Origin of the sequence: Azospirillum sp. CT11-132 (genome assembly GCF_047302835.1) — a bacterium.
Taxonomy (GTDB): domain Bacteria; phylum Pseudomonadota; class Alphaproteobacteria; order Azospirillales; family Azospirillaceae; genus Azospirillum.
Window position 1 is genome coordinate 503,318 of record NZ_JBGLZA010000003.1, and the last position, 18,858, is coordinate 522,175.

Below are 18,858 nucleotides of genomic sequence, written 5' to 3' on the forward strand. Positions count from 1 at the left end.
CGCGTTCGCACCCATATGCATCGGGTCCCCATTTCGGCCGCAGGGTCGAGTGAGCCGGCCCGGCCCTGGAGTTGCGGCGCCCTCGTCGTCCCGTCCGGCCTCTCGCTGGAAGGGGGAGTCCATGGCGTGAGCCTTGGCGTTACCGGTAAGGAACGGGTGCGCGGTTGAGCAAATTCGGGGTCGATCTGGAAGTCCACATCGCGTCCTTGCGGCGCTACGCGCGTGCGTTGCTGCGCAACGGTGCGGATGCGGAGGATCTGGTGCAGGAGGCGCTGACGCGCGCGGTGGCGCGCGCCGACAGCTTCCAGGCGGGGACGAACCTGCGGGCATGGCTTTTCACCATCCTGCACAACGTCCACGTCAATCAGGTCCGTTCCAAGGCCGCCCGGCCGCAGGAGGTCGACGTCGCCGACGTCGAATCGAAGCTGGTCAGCCCGGCCCGGCAGGAAGAGCGTGTCGAACTGCGCGAAATGATGCGCGCGGTCGACGAGTTGCCGGAGGAACAGCGCAAGGTGCTGCTTCTGGTGGCGCTGGAGGGCCTGAAGTATGACGAGGTCGCCGACATGCTCGGCGTACCGATCGGGACCGTCATGTCGCGCCTCTCCAGGGCGCGCGAGGCGGTGCGGGCGAAACTGGCGAACGAGGGTGGCGTCACCCTCCGGCGGGTGAAGTGATGAACGCGCATCAAGCGACTGGACGGATCACGGAGGACGAACTCCACGCCTATGTGGATGGCCAGCTGGACGGCAACCGCCGTCTGGCGGTGGAGCGATGGCTTGCCGAGGATCCGGAGGCGGCGCGCCGGGCGGAGGATTACCGCGCCCAGGGGCTGCTGCTGCATGAGATGTTCGACACCGTTCTGCGCGAGCCGCCGAGCGACACGGTTCAGGAGCTGTCCGACCGGCTGAAGGGCCGCATCGCCTTCAACGACAACCGTTCGGCCTGGCATGCCCGCCCGCTGGTGCGATTCGCCGCCGCGGTGATGCTGGTGGTCGCCGGTGCGGCCGGCGGCTGGATGGGCCGCGGCGCCGACCAGCAGGCCGCCGCCCCGGTCGCCCAGCAGCGCCAGACGCTGGCCACCTTCGCCCAGGAGGCGACGCAGGCGCACCGTTTCTATACGTCGGACGAACGGTTCCAGGTGGAGCTTGGCGCCGACAATCAGGATGAGCTGAACGGCTGGCTGTCCAAGCGGATGGGCCGCGACGTGTTCGGTCCGGACCTGGGCCGCGTCGGCTACCGGCTGATCGGCGGCCGGTCGCTGCCGACCGATCTCGGCGCAGGCGCCCAGTACATGTACGCCAACGACGGCAACAAGCGGATCACCCTGTTCGTCGGCGCACCGCAGAGCGGCAACCAGTCCAACTTCAGCTTCACCCAGAACGGCGACGTCGCCACCTTCTATTGGGTCGAGGGTCCGTTGGCCTATGCGTTGGCCGGCCGCCTGTCGAAGGAGGAACTGCTGGAGATCGCCAAGGCGGTCTATCAGGACGTGAAGGCCGGCCCGCCGCGCCGCGAACCGCCGCCGGAACAACAGCCCCAGCAGCAACAGCCGCAACCGCAGCAGGAACACCCGCCGGGCGTGCAGCCGATCAGCGACACCCAGAAGGCGAAGGAAAGCTGAGGGGGGCGTCAGCCCCCTACCTTTTCAGCAGATTATCCTTCAGCCAGTCGCGCACCTCGCGGCAGACCGCCTCCGACGCCTCCTCCAGGGCGTGACCGGTGCCGGGGACCAGGACCAGCTTCTTCGGTTCGCGCGCCTTGCGGTGGACGTGGATGGAGCAGCTGGGCGGCAGGATCTCGTCCGCCTCGCCGTGGATCAGCAGGATGGGGCAGGACAAATCGCCGACCGGGTCGGTGCCGTAGCCCTGGGTCGCCAGCGCCACCACGGTGCAGACCGCACCCCGGTTCGACGCCGCCGCCTGGATGACCACGGCGCCGCCGAAGGAATGGCCGACCAGGGCCACATGGTGGATGCCCTGGCGGCCAAGGAAGCTGAGCCCGCACAGCAGGTCGTACACCGCCTCTTCCAGGTCGCGCGGATCGCGGAAGCGCAGGCGCAGCGAGGCGATGCCGTCCGCGGTCAGGTCGGCGCCCAGACGGGGGTAGAGCCCGCGCGCCGGCGTGTCGAAGCCGCCGCCGACCCCGCCGACCCACAGCACCGCCAGCTCCCCGCCCGGCACCGGGTAATAGCGGGTCTCGACCGGGCCACGGTCGGTTTCCAGCGTCACCGGCTGAAAGCCCTCGGCGTCGGCGATGCCCATGGTGGCGTCCAGAAGCGGCACGGCCATTCTCCCTTCCGATCTTGGCTGCTGAAGATGGTAACAGCGGGAACGCCCCGCGGTTGCCGTTTGCCGAGGCAAGCGAGGCAACGAAGCCGCAACCCGGCTGTTCTCTGTGCAAAGGCTTTGGCCCAAAGGCTTTGGCCGAAGAATTTGCACAGACGGGAAAGGAGCGGCGATGGCGTCGAACAGTTTGACCGGGCGGGGCCGCTGGCCGCAGCCGGACTCTTTTCTTTCGGGCTTGGGCGCGAACCTTGGCTCGGGCGAGGCCGCGACCGGCGGCCGCTGGCTCGCCATGATGGGTGGCACCGCGCTGGGCGTGATCGGGTTGCGGCGGTCGGGTTGGGGTGGGGCGATGCTGGCGCTGGGCGGTGCCGGCCTGTTCGCCGTCGGTGCCCTGGGGTTGCGGCCCCTGGGTGAGCGGTCCCTGCGTGCCGTGCCGAACCCCGGCGCCTGGCGCAGCGTCCCGGCCTCCCGCCGCCGGTCGCTGACGCCGGAGCGCACGCAGGCGGTCGTCACCATCGCCTCGGAACCGGGGGCGGTCTTCCGCTTCTGGCGCAACTTCGCCAACCTGCCGAAGCTGATGCCGCAGCTGGAGCGGGTCGACGTGCTGTCGGCCACCGAAAGCCGTTGGATCGCCAAGGCCGTCTCGGGTGGCGAGGGACCGAGCTGGCGCTGCGTGCTCGACCGCGTCGACGAGGACCGGCTGCTGACCTGGCACACGGTGGGCGAGACGGCTCTGCCGCACCGCGCCTCGCTGATGCTGAGCCCGGCGCCGGGCGACCGCGGGACGGAGGTGCGGCTGACGCTGGTCTACCGCGTTCCGGCCACCGAGGTGGCGGCGCTTCTGGGCGTGACGCCGGAAGGGCAGGCGGAAGAGGCGCTGCGCCGGCTGAAACAGCGGGTGGAGACCGGCGAGCTGTCGACCATCGAACGGCAGCCGCGTGGGAATGGGTCCGGCTCTTTCCGGGAGGCGACGGAATGAAGGCGCTCTGCTGGAACGGAACCAACGACCTGCGGGTGGAGCGGGTGCCCGACCCGGTGCTGGTCAATCCGCATGACGTGATCGTCAAGGTGGCGCTGTCGTCGGTCTGCGGGTCGGACCTGCATCTGATCGACGGCTATGTCCCGACCATGCGGCCCGGCGACATCATCGGCCACGAATTCCTGGGCGAGATCGTGGAGAAGGGACCGGAGGTCCGCTATCTCAACCGCGGCGACCGGGTCATCACCGTGTCGATCATCGGGTGCGGCCATTGCGGGCATTGCCAACACGGCGAAAGCTCGCTGTGCGACAACTCCAACCCGAACCCGGACTATGCCCGCACCGCCTACGGCCATTGCGGCGCCGGCATCTTCGGCTACAGCCACGCCTTCGGCGGCTATGCCGGCAGCCATGCCGAATATATCCGCGTGCCCTATGCCGACTTCAACGCCTTCCGCGTGCCGGAGGGGGTGAGCGACGAGAAGGCGGTCTTCGTGTCCGACGCGGTGCCGACCGGCTACATGGCCGCCGACATGGCCGGCATCAAGCCGGGCGACGTGGTGGCGGTGTGGGGCTGCGGCGGCGTTGGCCAGATGGCGATCCGCAGCGCCACTCTGCTGGGGGCGGAGCGGGTGATCGGCATCGACCGCTTTCCCGACCGGCTGCGCGCCGCCCAGATGAAGGTGGGGGCCGAGACGCTGGACTACAGCCGCGTCGACATCTTCGATGCGCTGCAGGCGATGACCGGCGGGCGCGGTCCCGACGTCTGCATCGACGCCGTCGGCATGGAGGCCGACAGCGCGTCGAACGCGGTCGAGGACCTGTATGACCGTGCCAAGCAGGCGGTGGGGCTGCAGACCGACCGGCCGGCGGTGCTGCGCCAGATGATCGAGAGCTGCCGCAAGGGCGGCACCCTGTCGATCGTCGGCGTCTATGGCGGGCTGATCGACAAGTTCCCGATGGGGGCGGCGATGAACAAGGGCCTGACCTTCCGCATGGGTCAGCAGAACGGCCAGCGCTATGCCGACCGGCTGTTCGAGCACATCCGCAACGGCGACCTCGACCCATCCTATCTGATGACGCACCGGCTGCCGCTGGACGACGGCCCGCAGGCCTACCGCATGTTCAAGGAGAAGGCCGACGACTGCCTGCGCGTCGTCTTCGCCCCGCAAGGCTAGAGCGAAAAGGGAGAGCCGCCATGGAACTGGTCTATGCCTATCCCGCCGAACGCGGCCGGGGTGTGGAGGCCGAAATCGTCGGCAGCCTGCGCGACCGCTTCGGCGATGTCGTGCAGCTTGGGCGGGAGGAGCGCGACGCCGAGCGCGGCGACCGCTCGGACGTGCTGGTGACGTTGGAGGTCACCGACGACAAGGTGGAAGCGGCGCTGACTGCGCTGCGCGCCCACCCGCTGGTGATCGACGCGGCGGCGCGGAGTTTTGGGGAGCGGGTGTGAGGGGTTGGGGTGGGGGCACCGCCAGCCGGAACTCCCCCAAACCCTTAGCCCCTGAAACAATTTTCAGCCCACCCGTGACCACGCCGCCCCACCCCTGTTGACCATCCCCGCAAGACAAGTCCGCATCACTCATCGGGGGCAACTGCCGTGAAGATGTCCGCCGCCGTACCGCCTGTCGAACAGGCGCAGGCCACCGTCAAACGCCGCTGGCCCATCGGTGTGGAGTTGCTACCCGGCGGCGCCCATGCGCGGGTCTGGGCGCCGAAGGCCGGACGGGTGGAGCTTGTGGCCGAACCGGACGGGCGGGCGACGGCGCTGGAGCGCGAGGGGAACGGCTATTTCTCCGGTGCCGTGCCGGGGCTGGAGGCCGGTGGGCTCTACCGCTTCCGGCTGGACGGCGGCGACATGCTCTATCCCGACCCGATGTCGCGCTTCCAGCCTGAGGGGCCGCACGGGGCCTCGCAACTGGTCGATCCGCACCGCTTCGCCTGGACCGATCAGGACTGGCAAGGGCGCGCCATCCGGGGGCAGGTGATCTACGAGATGCACATCGGCACCTTCACGCAGGAAGGGACCTGGGACGCCGCGCTGCGGGAGCTGCCGGCGCTGGCCGATCTCGGCGTCACGGTACTGGAGGTCATGCCGGTGTCGGAGTTTCCCGGCCGCTTCGGCTGGGGCTATGACGGGGTGAACCTGTTTGCGCCGACGCGGCTCTATGGCGATGCCGACGCCATGCGGCGCTTCGTCGACGGGGCACACCGGCTGGGGCTCGCCGTCATCCTGGACGTCGTCTACAACCACTTCGGTCCGGACGGCAATTACCTGAAATGCTTTTCCGACGACTATTTCACCGACCGCTACAAGAACGAGTGGGGCGAGCCGATCAACTTCGACGGCGCCAACTCCAAACCGGTGCGGGAGTTCTTCCTGTGCAACGCCGCCTTCTGGATCGAGGAATACCATCTGGACGGCCTGCGGCTGGACGCCACCCAGTCGATCCATGACGCCAGCGAAGGCCGCGGTGAGCCGCACATCCTGGCCGAGATCTCCCGCGTCGTGCGCAAGGCCGCCGGCGGGCGCGCCACCATCCTGGTGGGCGAGAACGAGCCGCAGCACGCCAGCATGGTGAAGCCGGCCGACGAGGGCGGCTGCGGGCTGTGCGCCATCTGGAACGACGACCTGCACCATTCGGCGATGGTGGCGCTGACCGGCCGGAACGAGGCCTATTACACCGATTATCGCGGCACGCCGCAGGAGTTGGTGTCGGCGATGAAGCACGGCTTCCTCTACCAGGGGCAGTGGTATCGCTGGCAGGGCAAGCGGCGCGGCATGCCCGCCTTCGCCATGCCGCGGCCGGCCTTCGTCAATTTCCTGCAGAACCATGACCAGATCGCCAACTCCGCCCGCGGTTTGAGGCTGCATGCGCTGACCACGCCGGGGCTGCTGCGGGCGATGACCGCACTGATCCTGCTGGGGCCCGGCACGCCGATGCTGTTCCAGGGGCAGGAGTTCGCCGCCGGCGCCCCCTTCCTCTATTTCGCCGACCACAAGCCGGATCTGGCCAAGCTGGTCGAGGCGGGCAGGGCGGAGTTCCTGGCGCAGTTCCCCAGCATTGCCGAGCCGGCAATGCGGACCGGGCTGCCCAAGCCGCAGGCGGAGGACAGCTTCACCCGCTGCAAGCTCGACCACCGCGAACGGGAGGCCAACGCCGCAGTCTGGACGATGCACCGCGACCTGCTGCGCCTGCGCCGGGAGGACCCGGTGTTCGCCGCCCAGCGCGTCGGCGGGCTGGATGGCGCCGTGTTGGGCGAGGAAGCCTTCGTCCTGCGCGTCTTCGGGGAGGAGGAGGGCGACGACCGGCTGGTCCTGGTCAATCTGGGCCGCGACCTGACTCTCCGCGCGCTGGCGGAGCCGCTGCTGGCCCCGCCACTCGACGGGGCATGGACGGTGCTGTGGTCCAGCGAGGAGCCCGTCTATGGCGGCTGCGGCACGGCGGCGGTGGAACAGCCGGACGGCGCATGGCGGTTGCCCGGCCATGCGGCGCTGGTTCTGGGCCCCGCGCGCGCTTTTCCGACGAAAAGCGACGAGTCCGGAGGCAACACAACCCCGGTCATCATGGTTTCCCAAGGGTCGGAAACCGATAGCTGAGCGTAGGTCCCCATGGCTGATTTCGTCCGCACCCTGTCGCGCGAGGTTCTGAACACCGGTCCGAAAGGTGCCGAAACCCGTGAATGGCTGGTCGCCAACGGTCTCGGCGGCTATGCCTCCGGGTCGGTGTCGGGAGCGGTGACGCGGCGCTACCACGGGCTGCTGATCGCGGCATTGCCGGCCCCGCTCGGCCGCGTGCTGATGCTGAGCCAGTTGAGCGACGTGGTCATCGACGGCGACGGCCGCAGTTTTCGCCTGAGCTGCCGCGATACCGGTGGCGATCCGGCGGGCGGCGAAGCGGGGGAGGAAGGGCAGACCGCCGCCCTGCAGGAATTCCGCATGGAGGCCGGACTGCCGGTCTGGCGTTTCCGTGCCGGCGGGGCGGTGATCGAGAAGCAGGTCGTCCTGCCGCATGGCCAGAACATCGTTCATGTCACCTACCGGGTGATGGAGGCGAAGGCGCCGGTGCAGCTGCGCCTGCGGCCGGTGATGGCCTTCCGCACGCTGGAATCGGCGGTCGATCGGCCGCTGGCCGGCGCCTATCGCATCACCGCGGCCGGGCAGCGCTACGAGGTTTCCGCCGGTCCCGACCTGCCGGTGCTGCGCATGGCGATCGAGGGCGGCGATTTCCCGATGACGCTCGACGGCGGCATCCGGCGCGACGTCTATTACCGGGTCGAGGACGAACGCGGCTATCAGGCGCGCGGGTCGCTGTGGACGCCGGGCTATTTCAGCGGCGAGGTCGGTCCCGGTCAGAGCATCACCTTCGCCGCCGCGACCGAGGACTGGTGGCGGCTGGAGGCGCTGCCGCCGGCGGACGTGCTGGTGTTCGAGACGGAGCGCCGCCGCCGCATCATCCAGAACGCCCATCCCGCCTTGCGCGACGGGGCGATGGCGGAGCTGGTGCTGTCCGCCGACAGCTTCCTGTTCGTGCCGGCCGGCCGGGTCGCCGACCAGATGCGGGCGCGGGCCGAAGGCGACGAGGTGCGGACGGTGATCGCCGGCTACCACTGGTTCACCGATTGGGGCCGCGACACCATGATCGCGCTGGAAGGGCTGACGCTGGCCACCGGGCGGCATCTGGAGGCGGGCTGGATCCTGCACACCTTCGGCCATTACATCCGCGACGGCCTGATCCCCAACATGTTCCCCGACGGCAAGGACCGCGGGCTGTACCACACCGCCGACGCGACGCTGTGGTTCTTCCACGCGCTGCACCGCTATCTGGGCGCCACCGGCGACCGTGACACGCTGCGCCTGCTGCTGCCCAAGCTGCGCGAGGTGATCGACTTCCACCGCCGCGGCACCCGGTTCGGCATCGGCGTCGATCCGAAGGACGGGCTGCTGCGCCAGGGGCAGGAGGGCTACCAGCTGACCTGGATGGATGCCAAGGTCGACGACTGGGTGGTGACGCCGCGGCGGGGCAAGGCGGTGGAGATCAACGCACTCTGGCACAACGCCCTGCGGCTGATGGCCGGCTGGCTGCGCGAGGAGGACGGCGAGGCCGCCGCCCGTCCGCTGAGCGAGTTGGCCGATCAGGCCCACGCCTCCTTCAACGCCCGCTTCTGGTGCCCCTCGGCCGGCCACCTGTTCGACGTGGTGGATGGCGAGCATGGCGACGACATCGCCTGCCGGCCCAACCAGATCTTCGCCGTCTCGCTCGACCATCCGGTGTTGGAGCGCGAGCGGTGGGAGCCGGTGGTGGAGACGGTGCGCAGCCGCCTGCTGACCCCGGTGGGCTTGAGGTCGCTGGCGCCGGGCTGCCGCGACTACAAGGCGAAGTATTTCGGCGACCTGCGGGCGCGCGACGCCGCCTATCACCAGGGCACCGTCTGGGGCTGGCTGATCGGCCCCTACGTCGATGCGTGGCTGAAGCTGCACCCGGAGGACAAGGCGGGGGCGCGGCGGCTGCTGGAGGGCTTCCTGCCGCATTTGGACGAGGCCGGCATCGGCACGATCAGCGAGATCTTCGACGCCGAGGCACCTTTCACCCCGCGCGGCTGCATCTCCCAGGCCTGGAGCGTGGCGGAGGTTCTGCGCTGTTGGGCGAAGACGGAGAGCTGAAGGGTTCAGGCGGTTGCGGAGACCCCACCTTTCCGAAGGTCATAGGGCGGCCGATCAGGGCCGCCCCACCCGCAACGATGGTGGAATGCCCTTGGGAGCAGTTGTCAACAGGGCACAACAGGGTGTGAAATCGCAGGATCTGACGGAATGTGACAGATTTCGGTTGACACGCGGCCAGGGCTCCAAGAGCCAAAAAACAGGGTTTTCTTTTATAAATCAGGCGCTTGCGTTATTTGCCTGATTTTTGGGCAAACACCGTAGCCCCCTTGAATCGCCTAGCGCGAATCGGGACTGCCCACGGCTTGCCCACACAGTTATCCACAGCCTCTGTGGAGACCGTCGGCTTTGCCGGCGGCCATGCCTCCCGTCGTGCCTGCTGGCCGGACCTATACTTTCGATGCCCATGCTTTGGGCCGGGGCAAGGGTGGGGCTCTGCACAAGGAGGTAATCGTATTGGATTTTAGCCAGGCCGGAGAAAGCATCCTATAGTTCCCGCACCGGTTCTCTCGGTACCCCGACTGGCGGTAATCCGGGCGAATCTTCGAAATGCGGCCGTACGGAGTGCGGAGAGACAGCCAGAGCGGAGGTGCCAATGCGGAGTGTTGTGCGGGGCGTCGCCGGCATGCCGTACCCGGCGGGCCGGTCGGGATGGGCGGCGGAGGATGCCGCTGCGGCCGGGACTGCCGGGCGCTCGCGGCGTGGCACCCTTGGCCTGCTGCCGGCCGTTGTCGGTCCGCTGCTGGCGGTGTCGGTGCTGGGGGCGCTGATCCTGCATCTTCTGGCCGGGCTGGTGGCCCGGCTTCCCGCCTCCGATGCGCTGGGAGCCTTGTCGGTCATGGTCGGGATGGCGGTGGTCCTGGTGACCCTGCTGCCCTTCGCGCTGCTGTCCGTCAGGCGGGCGCAGCGGGCTTGGGCCGCCATGCAGGAGTCCGTCCGCCGCTGATGCGCTTCCCCAGGATTCCCTAGGATTCCTCCCGATCAGGTTTCCGTTGCTCCACGAAGCATGTCCGCGTTTAATCGCGGGTGAGGGCGGCATTCGCCCTTCCTCCCGGTGATCCGGGGCGGTTTTCCGGGGGCGCGGGATGGGGCTTTTCGATTTCCTGAAGGTCGCGGTGAAGGACAAGAAGCCGTCCAAGCCCGCCGGCCGCATGCCGGTCAGCGTCATCCAGTGCGACGGTAAGAGCTTTCCCATCGTGTCGCTGACGCCGAAGGGCTTCGTTGCCCGCGGCTTCGACGGGTCGCTGATCGTTGGTCAGAACGCCAAGGTGTCGGTGCGGGTCGACGATCCGGCCGGCAAATTCACCTTCAACGCGACCGTCGCGGTGGTGGAGATCAAGGGCGACACCATCGGCGCCACCTGGACGATCCTGCCGACGGAAGTCGATGCGGTGATCCGCCAATACGCCCAGAACCGCAAGAAACAGGACGGCAAGCCCGCCCGGTAAAGGCCCCGGTAAGGGCGCAAGCGGCCCTTACTGGCGGTCCGTGGGCGTTCCGGCCACCGGCGAGGGCATGCCGGCGTTGACGATCTTCGGCAGTGCCAGGACGCGCGCCCGTTCCAGCCATTCCGACAGGGTGACGAATTCGCAGCCCTTGGCCTTCAGTTCCGCGATCACGCGGGGCAGGGCCTGCGCCGTGCTGGCATAGGTGGAGTGCATCAGGAAGACGTTGCCCGGCAGGCCGCCCAGCTTGATCTGGCTGACGATCTTGTCGGCATTGCGCACCTGCCAGTCGCGCGTGTCCACCGACCACAGGACGGAGCCCATATGCTCCTCCCGCGCGATGGTCAGCAGATCGTCCGAATAGCGGCCGTAGGGCGGGCGGAACAGCACCGGATTGGCGCCGAACTCGCGCAGGATGCGGTTGGTCTCCGTGATCTCGTAGCGGGCCCCGGCGGCGTCCATCTTGCGCAGGTCGGAATGGGTCAGGCTGTGGTTGCCGATCTCATGTCCGCCGGCGACGAAGTCGCGGATCAGATCCCCCTGCCGTTCGGCGATGCGGCCGACCGGGAAATAGGTGGCGCGCACGCCTTCGCGGTTCAGGATGTCCAGAATCTGGCGGGTGACCGTGCGGTGCGGCCCGTCGTCGAAGGTCAGGGCGCAGAGGTTCCAGTTCTCCCGCTTCAGCGTCGCCGGCATCACGTCGTAGCGTGAATCCGGCATCACCGAGCGCAGCCGGCCCTTGCGGCGGCTGTGCTGCTCGATGTCCGCCATGGTGCGGGCATCTTCCTCGTTGTAGATGACCAGACCGTCGGCCGGCGGCAAGGCTGCGGCGACCGACGGCGGCGGCAGCGGAGCGGCATTGGCGGAGCCGATCGGCGCCAGGACGGAGGTGGTCGTCGTCGTCACCGTCTCGCGCTCGACGGCCGGCTGCGGCGGCTTGTTGTCGGGCAGCGGCGGGGCGACGGCCACGGTCACGGCCGGCGGCTTGGTCGCGGGCGACGGAGTGAAGGCCGGCTCCGCCGGTGATGCCGCCCGAATGGGGGCAACGTCGGGAGCAGGCGCAATCTTTTCTGGAGCCGCCTTTTCGGGAGCGGTCTTCGCCACCGTGACGGGCGCCGGCGTCGCCGTCGGGGCCGGGCGGTCGACGACGAGGCAGCCGAAGCCGGCGCCGACGATCCGCCGGCACAGCGCCCGTGCATCGGTGCCCTTGGCGACCTGGGCGTAAAGCGCCACGCCGCCGGCCTCGCTCTTGCCGTCCAGCAGCATGACCGAGGCGGTCATCCCGGCCGTCAGATCATGCTCGCGCCGCTGCAGGTTCTTCCAGCTCCACCAGGCGTCGCCGTCGCCGGAATAGATGCCCAGCCGCAGGACCGGGCCGTCGGGTATGGCTGCGGCTGGGGCGGCGGCTGGGGCGGCGGCCGGGTTCGGCGCCGGCGCCTTCTGCTCGACCTTGGCGACGGGCTGGCGTTTGGCGGGCGATTCGGCGGCGTGGGAGGGCAGGGCGGGCAAGGCGATCGCGCAGGCCAGCAGGGCGACCTTGAGCAGCCCGCCGGAGCCCTGGCCGCGCGCCGGCAGGACCAGCGCGAGGCCCCGGCCCCGGCGGCTGTCGGCCACCCGGAGGCTGGAACTGTGGGATGCGGCGTTCGGCCAGGAAATGCGCAACATATCGGTCCCGTCGCTTGGCCCAGCCACTATCTGCGGACCGCCGGTTGATGGCGGTGCAATATCATCCCGATGGGGTTAATTCAAACGACAAGCGGCGAAAATGTGGCGGCTCCGCCGCTTTTCACAGGGGCGTTGCCGTTCGGAAACGGTGCCGCCACCGGGCATGCCCAAGGGGTGGGCAAAGGCGGGTGGAGAGGCGCGTCGGAACCGGCGGGGGAGCGGCGGGGTTCATTAGGGGACAGGCGGAGCGGCCGGGCGCCGGAACAGGCGCCGTGGGTCGCGTCCGCACCCCCTCTGGAAGGCCCACCCGTGAAGGAGAAGACCCGTATGGCCGAGGATTTGGAAAGCCGCATCCGTCGGCGCGCGCATGAGATCTGGGAGCGCGAAGGCCGGCCGGAAGGCCGCGACGCCGCCCATTGGGAACTGGCCAGCGAGGAGATCGCGATCCAGGACAACTACCGCGACACGCTGAAGCCCAACCCGGCCGGCGGTCCGGAAGCGACCGCGATGCGGACCGAGCCGGTGGAGCCAGTGCTGAGCATCGCCAATCAGGGCGAACAGCCCGGCCTCGCCGACCAGGGCGACGAGATGGGCATTCCGATGCGCGGCGACCGTGATGCGTGGCCGACACCGGAAGAAGCGGCCTCCACCGCCGTCCCGCCCAACCGCAGCAAGAAGACGCGCCGTCGGGGATAGCCCCTCAGACGCGGGACTTTTCCACTGTGCCGCCGGCCGTCCCCTCTGCCGTGCCGCTCCTGCCCTCGGGCATGGCAGCGCGGCCGGTGTCGGCCGGCGTTACCGCCGGGGCGGTTGCCGGCGCGACGGCCGGAAGCGAGCCGGGCGCCGGCTCCACCGCCGGGGCCGATGCGCCGACCGGCACGTCGTCCAGGCGGTCGTAGATGTCCGGATGCAGGCGGACGGCGCCGTCGGCCTCGACCGTGGCGATCCAATAGACGAACTGAACCGGCATCGGCGTGGGCAGCTTGACCCACTGCGGCTGCGGCTTGTTCAGCATGCGGTCGATCCGCGCCGGGGTCACGCTGGTTCCCTGCAGCAGCAGCTCGGCCAGCCGGCGCGGGTCCTCCAGCCGGACGCAGCCGGAGCTGATGGAGCGCAGCTCGCGCGCGAACAGCCGCGGCTCGTTGGTGCCGTGCAGATAGATGTCGTAGGGGTTGGTCAGGTTGAAGCGGAACCGGCCGAGCGCGTTGTGGTCGCCCGGCTGCTGCACGATACGGACCCGGCCGGGCGAGACGTCGTGCCAGTCGACCGTTTCCGGCGCCACCTCCTGCCCGTCGAGATAGACGATGGCGTTCTGGATGCCGGGCACGCCCTTCGCCCGCAGCATCGGCAGCTTGTCTTCCTTCAGGACGGTGGGCGGCACGGTCCAGGTCGGGTTGACGATGATGTGGGTGATGCGGTCGGTCAGCAGCGGCGTCTCGCGCGACGGCCGGCCGACGATGGCGCGCATCGTCAGCTCCTCCTCCCCGCCGCGCACCAGCGTGGTGGTCTGGTCGGTCAGGTTCACCACCAGGACATCGTCCGGGGCGGTGTCGCGGAAGCTGCGCATCGCGACGGCGCTCTGCCGCATCAGCGCCGCGGCCTCCGCCGGCGTGCGGTCGAGGGCGGCGCGGGTGCCGGCGCCGATCAGACCGTCGGGCTTCATCCGCTGGGCGAGCTGGAAGGCCTTGACCGCGCGGTCGATGTCGGGGGTGAAGACGTCCGACACCTTGTCCGCCGGCAGCAGGCCGAGTTCGACCAGCCGCTGCGACAGCCGGCCGACGCGCTCGCCGCTGCTGCCCAGCTTCATCAGGCCGCCTTCGCCGATCCGGGTCGACGGCTGCACCGGGTTGCGGTCCAGCTCCATGGCGGCGGCGTCCAGCCGGTCGGCCCATTGCGTCAGCGTGTCGCGGTAGGGCAGGGCGTCCGCGGGGCCGACGCCGAGCAGCGCCAGCGCCGATGCGGCAGCGAGCGCCAGCATGGCCAGCTTGCGGGGCTTGCGGAGGTCGGCGGAAACGGTCATGTCGGATACCCTCTGTCACAGTGGGCCGGCTGTGCGTACGAATGAACGCGCCGCGGCCCTTTCGAACAATTTATGCAACGCAATAATGGAAGGCGAGGCGTGCGGCGCGAAATTCCGTCGATCATTCTCCCGGTGTGATCTTCCTGCCGCCGTCCTATGACCTGCCTATGCAAGAAGGTCACAGTGCAAAATTTTTTGGTTGCCTCGACCGATGACCTTCCTTATACGGATATCCGTCCGAAGACGATTCACACCAGACGGGACGCTTCGGACCAGCGTTGGTCATAAGGTTATACCAGCCGCGGGCGCCAAGCGACCCGCCAAACGCCGAACGGCCACAGCGTAGAACGGCCAAAAACGTAAAACGACGAGGTTCGGGGATGCATTTGGGGGATGACGAGCGTGCCGCTCCGGCCATCGGTCGGCGCGGGTTCCTGGGTTTTGCCGCCGCGGCGGTAACGTCGGCCCTTCCGGCCGCTTCGGGATTGATGACGGGGGTCGCCACCAGCGTGGCGACGGGTGTGGCGACGGCGCCGGTCCTTCTGGGGTCGGGCAGCGCGGAGGCCGCTCCCCTTGCCGGCAGCGTCCGGCGCATCAGCCTGCACAACATCAACACGCAGGAGCGGTTCGACGGCGTCTATTGGGCCGACGGCCATTACAAGCCGGATGCGCTGCGCAAGCTCGACGTGCTGCTGCGCGACCATCGGGCCAAGCAGGTCTGCCGTTACGATCCGCGCCTGTTCGACCTGCTCGCCCGCGTTCACCAGAGCGTCGGGTCGGACGATCCGTTCGAAGTGATCTGCGGTTACCGCTCCCGCCGCACCAATGCGATGGCGCGGCGCCGGTCGCGCGGGGTGGCGAAGGAAAGCTATCACACCCGCGGCATGGCCATCGACATCCGCCTGCCCGACACCCAATTGCGCGCCATCTCGGAGTTGGCGAAGTCGATGCAGTCGGGCGGCGTCGGTTATTACCCGCGCAGCGGCTTCGTCCATCTCGACGTCGGCCCGGTTCGCAGCTGGTAGGCATCGGATTGTCGGCTGTCTCAGCCGACACCCCGGGTTCGCCATTCCATGGAAAACCATTCCAAGCAAAAAGGCTCCGCATCGACCGATGCGGAGCCTTTTTGCTATGCGGATGATGTGCCGGCGGCCTGTCGGTCGCCCTGTAGCCCTGTAGCCCTGTCGCCTTCAGCTTCGCGGCGATGGCTTGGTGGCACGCAGGATGTCGGTCGGGTCCCAAACCGCCCCATGACGGCGGCGCGCCTTGCTCTCGCTGGAGCTGTCGGCGGATTTCACCGGCTTGACCCGCGGCGCATCGCTGCGGACGGTGCGGCCGGCCTTGCGGGCGCTTTCCCTCTCCGGGGCCGCGGCGACGATTTCGCTGCCCGCCAGGCTGCTGCCGCCATTGGATGACTGCATCGGGTCCTGGGACGTCGAGGAGTCGGGATCGCCGTCCTCGCCCTCGTCGGGGCCTTCCGGCGGCTCCTTGATTTCCGGTGACAGGGCGGAGAGCAGCGACAGCATCTCGTCCGACACATGGGAGGGGGCGGCGCGCCACAGGCGCAGAAGCCGCGCCTCGCGCCGGCTGATCTGGGTGTCGTCGTCGTCCGACTCCTGAAAGCCGCCGCGGGAGCGGCGCAGGCCGCCGGCATCGTTGTAGGTGTCGAAGAAAAAGCTCACCGGAACATCCAGCACCTGTCCAAGACGGTACAGGGTTCCGGCCGATATGCGGTTGGAGCCGCGTTCGTATTTCTGAACCTGCTGAAAGGTCAGGCCGATCGCCTCGCCAAGTTTTTCCTGGCTCATTCCCAGAAGGGTCCGGCGCATCCGCACGCGCTGCCCGACATGGGCGTCCACGGACCAGGATTCCGGCGATCCGCGTCGTCCTCTTTTGCGCGCCGTCGGTTCACTCATGTCCATTGGTCTCCGATGCCCAGTCTTTCGCAGCCTCTCTTTGCGAGAATGAAAAGATTGTTCACACATTCCTTGGGGATGTTCAAGAGAAAACTTTTGAATATTGGTACACGGTCGCCATATTCCGATAGGCATCGATGGTGCCGCAGCATTCGCGAGAGTTGTCGTGTTACAGCTTTGTATTATTTCGCAGGCGATGAGGATCAATTGCCAGAAGGGCTTGTCCGATCCCTGCATTCAACCCTTTTGCGGAAATGCCGGAATTTTCCGGTTCGCCCAATGGTTGGGTCGATAGCTTTTTGTTTACAGGAATTCGACGATCGTGACCGGATAGGGTTTTTACCGCCACAAATGGTGATCAGAAAGCTTCTGGTTGTGGTAAATATTCGGACGATTGCAGAATAACTTCTGTTCGACAGGCCGATACACGGCATCACGCACCGGCGGCCGGCCGCCACGGGCCGGCATCGTTGGCCGGACCATCGTTAATACATAATTAACTATATTTGCGCGGCACCGATCGGCATCCGACAGGGCGGAATCAGGGCCGCGAGGGCCGTGGAGCGTGACCATCCGTATCGGCCTTGCCCCCAATCGCCGTCCGGGCAGCAGCGGACCTGGAAGCGGGCGGTACCGCCCACGGGCCACCGGCGGCGGCAAACCCCTCCACATGGTCGCGCAGCTTCTGAACCTGCGACGGAGTGACGCTGCGGCCGAAGCGGGACTTCAGCAGGGCGGCCAGCGCGCCGCGTGTCGGGCGGACACCGTCGGCCGACAGGGTGCGGTAGGCGACGAAGGCCTCGGCATAGAGGCGGATGCGGTCGGGCCGCGCGCGCAGCTGCGCCGCCTGGGCGGAGGCGCAGCGGTTCAGGTGGTCGGCCAGCCGCTCCGCCGCCTGCGCCTGGGTCAGGTCGGGCAGGGCGGTGGCCGGCTGCTCCGGCGGTTCGGGACGGCCGATGGAGTCGCGCCGCCGCCGTCGCCGCTGGCGCTCGCGGTCGCCGGCGCGCAGCCGCTCGGCATAGGCCGGGTCGGCGGCACGGCGTTCGGTGCGGCTGCGGTTGGAGCGGGCGGCGCGCTCCGCCTCGCGCGCCTGCAGCATCGGGTCGCGCAGCAGGAATGCCAGTTCCTCCGCGGTCAGCCGATGCTCCTGCTCCAACCCGGCGGGCACGGAGGTGGAGGGGCTGTCGCGGTTGCCGTCGGTGTCGTCCATCGCGAAGGAACGCAACGGCCGCCCGCCATGTTCCCGCGCCCGGTCGGACACCCCGGCCGGAGTCTCCGCATGGATGATGAGGGAGATTTCATGTCCGGTGCCGGTCCCGCCCGTGCTAGAGAAAGGCCGTCCTTGTTCGGGCCGCCGTCCTCTCTCCGGCCCGTCTTCCCGGCCCGTGCAACAGTGGAATTCGCCCGCCCATGACCCCCCGGCAAGCCCTTCAGCAGCGCCTTGCGGCCTTGGATGCCCATCTGCGCGCGGAAAACCCCAACCTGCTGCCGGTCCTTCCGACCTTCCGCGCCTTCGACCGCATCCTGGCCGGGCTTGGGCTGATCGACCGCCATGAATCGCTGACCACCCGCATTCCCTGGTGGCCGATGGTCGCGGTGCTCGGCACCTTCTCGGCCGGCAAGTCGACCTTCCTCAACGGCTATCTGGGCGAGGTGCTGCAGAACACCGGCAACCAGGCGGTCGACGACAAATTCACAGTGATCTGCCACGGGCCGGAGACCCGCAAGGAGGCGCTGCCCGGCACCGCGTTGAACGCCGATCCGCGCTTTCCCTTCTACCGCATCGCCGACGAGATCGAGAAGGTGGCGGCCGGCGAGGGCAAGCGGATCGACAACTACCTTCAGCTGAAGACGCTGGCCGGCCCGCGGACCAAGGGAAAGATATTCATCGATTCGCCGGGCTTCGACGCCGACGACCAGCGCCGCTCGGTCCTGCGGCTGGTGGACCATATCGTCGAGCTGTCGGACCTCGTGCTGGTGTTCTTCGACGCCCGCCATCCAGAACCGGGCGCCATGCAGGACACGCTGCGACATCTGGTCGCCAAGACGGTCAACCGCGCCGATGCCCGCAAGGTCTGCTACATCCTCAATCAGGTCGACACCACGGCCAAGGAGGACAATCTGGAGGCGGTGTTCGGCGCCTGGCAGCGCGCCATCGCCCAGGCCGGTCTGGTGTCGGGCCGCTTCTACGCCATCTACGACCAGCGCTCTGCCGTCGACATCGAGGATGACGGCCGCCGCGCCCGCTACGAGGCGCGCCGCGACCACGACCTCGCCGAGATCCACACCCGCATCAACGAGGTGGAGGTCGCCCGCGCCTACCGCATCATCGGTTCGATCGACAGCCTGACCAAGGAGCTGGAAGGCGAGGTGCTGCCCAAGCTGCGCGAGGCGATGGCGACGTGGCGCCGCCGCGTGCTGACCGGCGACGCGGTCTGGGGCGTCCTGCTGCTGGCGCTGCTGGGAACGGTGGTCCAGACGGTGGGCGGCGGCTTCGGCGTTTTCCTGGGCTGGCTGTTCGAAAATGCCGACGGCGGGCTGCCGCTGCACCTGATCGGCACCGCTGTGCTGCTGGGCGGGCTGTTCCTGGCCGGGCACTTCAAGATCCGCCAGTTCTTCGCCCGCCGCATCGCCGCGTCCCTGAGCGACCGCTTCGGCGACGTCGACCTGGACCTGCGGGCGGCCTTCCTGAAGAACACGCGCTTCTTCCGTTCGATCTTCGCCAAGCAGCCGGCCGGCTGGGGCGGGCGGGCCCGCCGGGCGATCTTCGCCATCCGCGAGGCGACGGCGGTGCATGTCCAGCGCGTCAACGACCTCTACACCGACCCGGCCGGCCGCCGCGCCCGGGAAGCCGCGCCCGGCCCGGCCGCCGCGGCGGAATGACCG

16 protein-coding genes and 1 pseudogene are annotated in these 18,858 nt (G+C 68.6%); 12 read left to right on the forward strand and 5 right to left on the reverse strand.

All coding sequences use genetic code 11. From position 1 onward, the window contains the following. The first annotated feature begins 164 nt into the window (after positions 1-164). Positions 165-674 carry a sigma-70 family RNA polymerase sigma factor gene (locus ACCD06_RS08170; RefSeq protein ID WP_085089022.1) on the forward strand — a complete coding sequence of 170 codons (510 nt, stop codon included), beginning with the start codon at positions 165-167 and terminating at the stop codon, positions 672-674. After that, positions 674-1,621, forward strand: a complete 948-nt coding sequence (locus ACCD06_RS08175) for an anti-sigma factor family protein (protein ID WP_413339971.1) — start codon at positions 674-676, stop codon at positions 1,619-1,621. Before ACCD06_RS08170 ends, ACCD06_RS08175 begins: the two co-directional genes overlap by 1 nt. Positions 1,622-1,637: 16 nt before the next feature. Here the strand turns inward: ACCD06_RS08175 and ACCD06_RS08180 are convergent, their stop codons facing one another. Further along, on the reverse strand, positions 1,638-2,288 hold the full coding sequence (locus ACCD06_RS08180) for an alpha/beta hydrolase (protein ID WP_413339973.1): 651 nt from the start codon (positions 2,286-2,288) through the stop codon (positions 1,638-1,640). A 232-nt stretch (positions 2,289-2,520) separates the two neighbouring features. Between ACCD06_RS08180 and ACCD06_RS08185 the strand changes: the two genes are divergently transcribed. The 7 genes from ACCD06_RS08185 (at position 2,521) to ACCD06_RS08215 (ending at position 10,374) form a co-directional block, all read left to right on the forward strand. Beyond that, positions 2,521-3,264 carry an SRPBCC family protein gene (locus tag ACCD06_RS08185; protein ID WP_413339975.1) on the forward strand — a complete coding sequence of 248 codons (744 nt, stop codon included), beginning with the start codon at positions 2,521-2,523 and terminating at the stop codon, positions 3,262-3,264. Continuing rightward, entirely contained in the window at positions 3,261-4,442 is a 1,182-nt protein-coding gene (locus tag ACCD06_RS08190) for a zinc-dependent alcohol dehydrogenase (RefSeq protein ID WP_109074529.1), read from the forward strand. Before ACCD06_RS08185 ends, ACCD06_RS08190 begins: the two co-directional genes overlap by 4 nt. Positions 4,443-4,462: 20 nt before the next feature. Then, positions 4,463-4,717: a hypothetical protein gene (locus ACCD06_RS08195; protein WP_109074528.1), complete on the forward strand. Its 255-nt coding sequence runs from the start codon at positions 4,463-4,465 to the stop codon at positions 4,715-4,717. A gap of 153 nt (positions 4,718-4,870) precedes the next feature. Then, the gene (gene treZ, locus ACCD06_RS08200) at positions 4,871-6,865 is read left to right on the forward strand and encodes a malto-oligosyltrehalose trehalohydrolase (RefSeq protein WP_413342474.1); all 1,995 of its coding nucleotides are present in this window, start codon (positions 4,871-4,873) and stop codon (positions 6,863-6,865) included. A gap of 12 nt (positions 6,866-6,877) precedes the next feature. Beyond that, a complete protein-coding gene (locus tag ACCD06_RS08205) occupies positions 6,878-8,929 on the forward strand; it encodes an amylo-alpha-1,6-glucosidase (RefSeq protein WP_109074527.1) in 2,052 nt (683 codons plus the stop codon). 592 nt (positions 8,930-9,521) lie between these two features. Further along, entirely contained in the window at positions 9,522-9,872 is a 351-nt protein-coding gene (locus ACCD06_RS08210) for a hypothetical protein (protein WP_109074526.1), read from the forward strand. A 139-nt stretch (positions 9,873-10,011) separates the two neighbouring features. Next, entirely contained in the window at positions 10,012-10,374 is a 363-nt protein-coding gene (locus ACCD06_RS08215; protein WP_109074525.1) for a hypothetical protein, read from the forward strand. A 27-nt stretch (positions 10,375-10,401) separates the two neighbouring features. Here ACCD06_RS08215 and ACCD06_RS08220 read toward each other — a convergent pair whose 3' ends face one another. Beyond that, the gene (locus ACCD06_RS08220; protein ID WP_413339979.1) at positions 10,402-12,036 is read right to left on the reverse strand and encodes a polysaccharide deacetylase family protein; all 1,635 of its coding nucleotides are present in this window, start codon (positions 12,034-12,036) and stop codon (positions 10,402-10,404) included. A 327-nt stretch (positions 12,037-12,363) separates the two neighbouring features. Here ACCD06_RS08220 and ACCD06_RS08225 point away from each other — a divergent pair, with 327 nt between their 5' ends. Next, positions 12,364-12,732, forward strand: a complete 369-nt coding sequence (locus tag ACCD06_RS08225; protein WP_109074523.1) for a DUF2934 domain-containing protein — start codon at positions 12,364-12,366, stop codon at positions 12,730-12,732. A 4-nt stretch (positions 12,733-12,736) separates the two neighbouring features. Here the strand turns inward: ACCD06_RS08225 and ACCD06_RS08230 are convergent, their stop codons facing one another. Beyond that, positions 12,737-14,056 (reverse strand): L,D-transpeptidase family protein, encoded by a 1,320-nt coding sequence (locus ACCD06_RS08230; RefSeq protein WP_413339981.1) that lies wholly within the window; start codon positions 14,054-14,056, stop codon positions 12,737-12,739. Positions 14,057-14,436: 380 nt separating this feature from the next. Here ACCD06_RS08230 and ACCD06_RS08235 point away from each other — a divergent pair, with 380 nt between their 5' ends. After that, positions 14,437-15,081, forward strand: coding sequence for a DUF882 domain-containing protein (locus tag ACCD06_RS08235; RefSeq protein ID WP_109074521.1), 645 nt, complete (start codon positions 14,437-14,439; stop codon positions 15,079-15,081). Positions 15,082-15,719: 638 nt separating this feature from the next. Here the strand turns inward: ACCD06_RS08235 and ACCD06_RS08240 are convergent. Continuing rightward, positions 15,720-15,972 (reverse strand): annotated as a pseudogene (locus tag ACCD06_RS08240) (helix-turn-helix domain-containing protein); the annotation flags it as partial. A gap of 541 nt (positions 15,973-16,513) precedes the next feature. Continuing rightward, complete coding sequence (locus ACCD06_RS08245; protein WP_413339983.1) at positions 16,514-17,233, reverse strand: hypothetical protein; 720 nt, start codon at positions 17,231-17,233, stop codon at positions 16,514-16,516. A 149-nt stretch (positions 17,234-17,382) separates the two neighbouring features. Between ACCD06_RS08245 and ACCD06_RS08250 the strand changes: the two genes are divergently transcribed. Beyond that, entirely contained in the window at positions 17,383-18,855 is a 1,473-nt protein-coding gene (locus tag ACCD06_RS08250; protein ID WP_413339985.1) for a dynamin family protein, read from the forward strand. Positions 18,856-18,858: the final 3 nt, after the last annotated feature.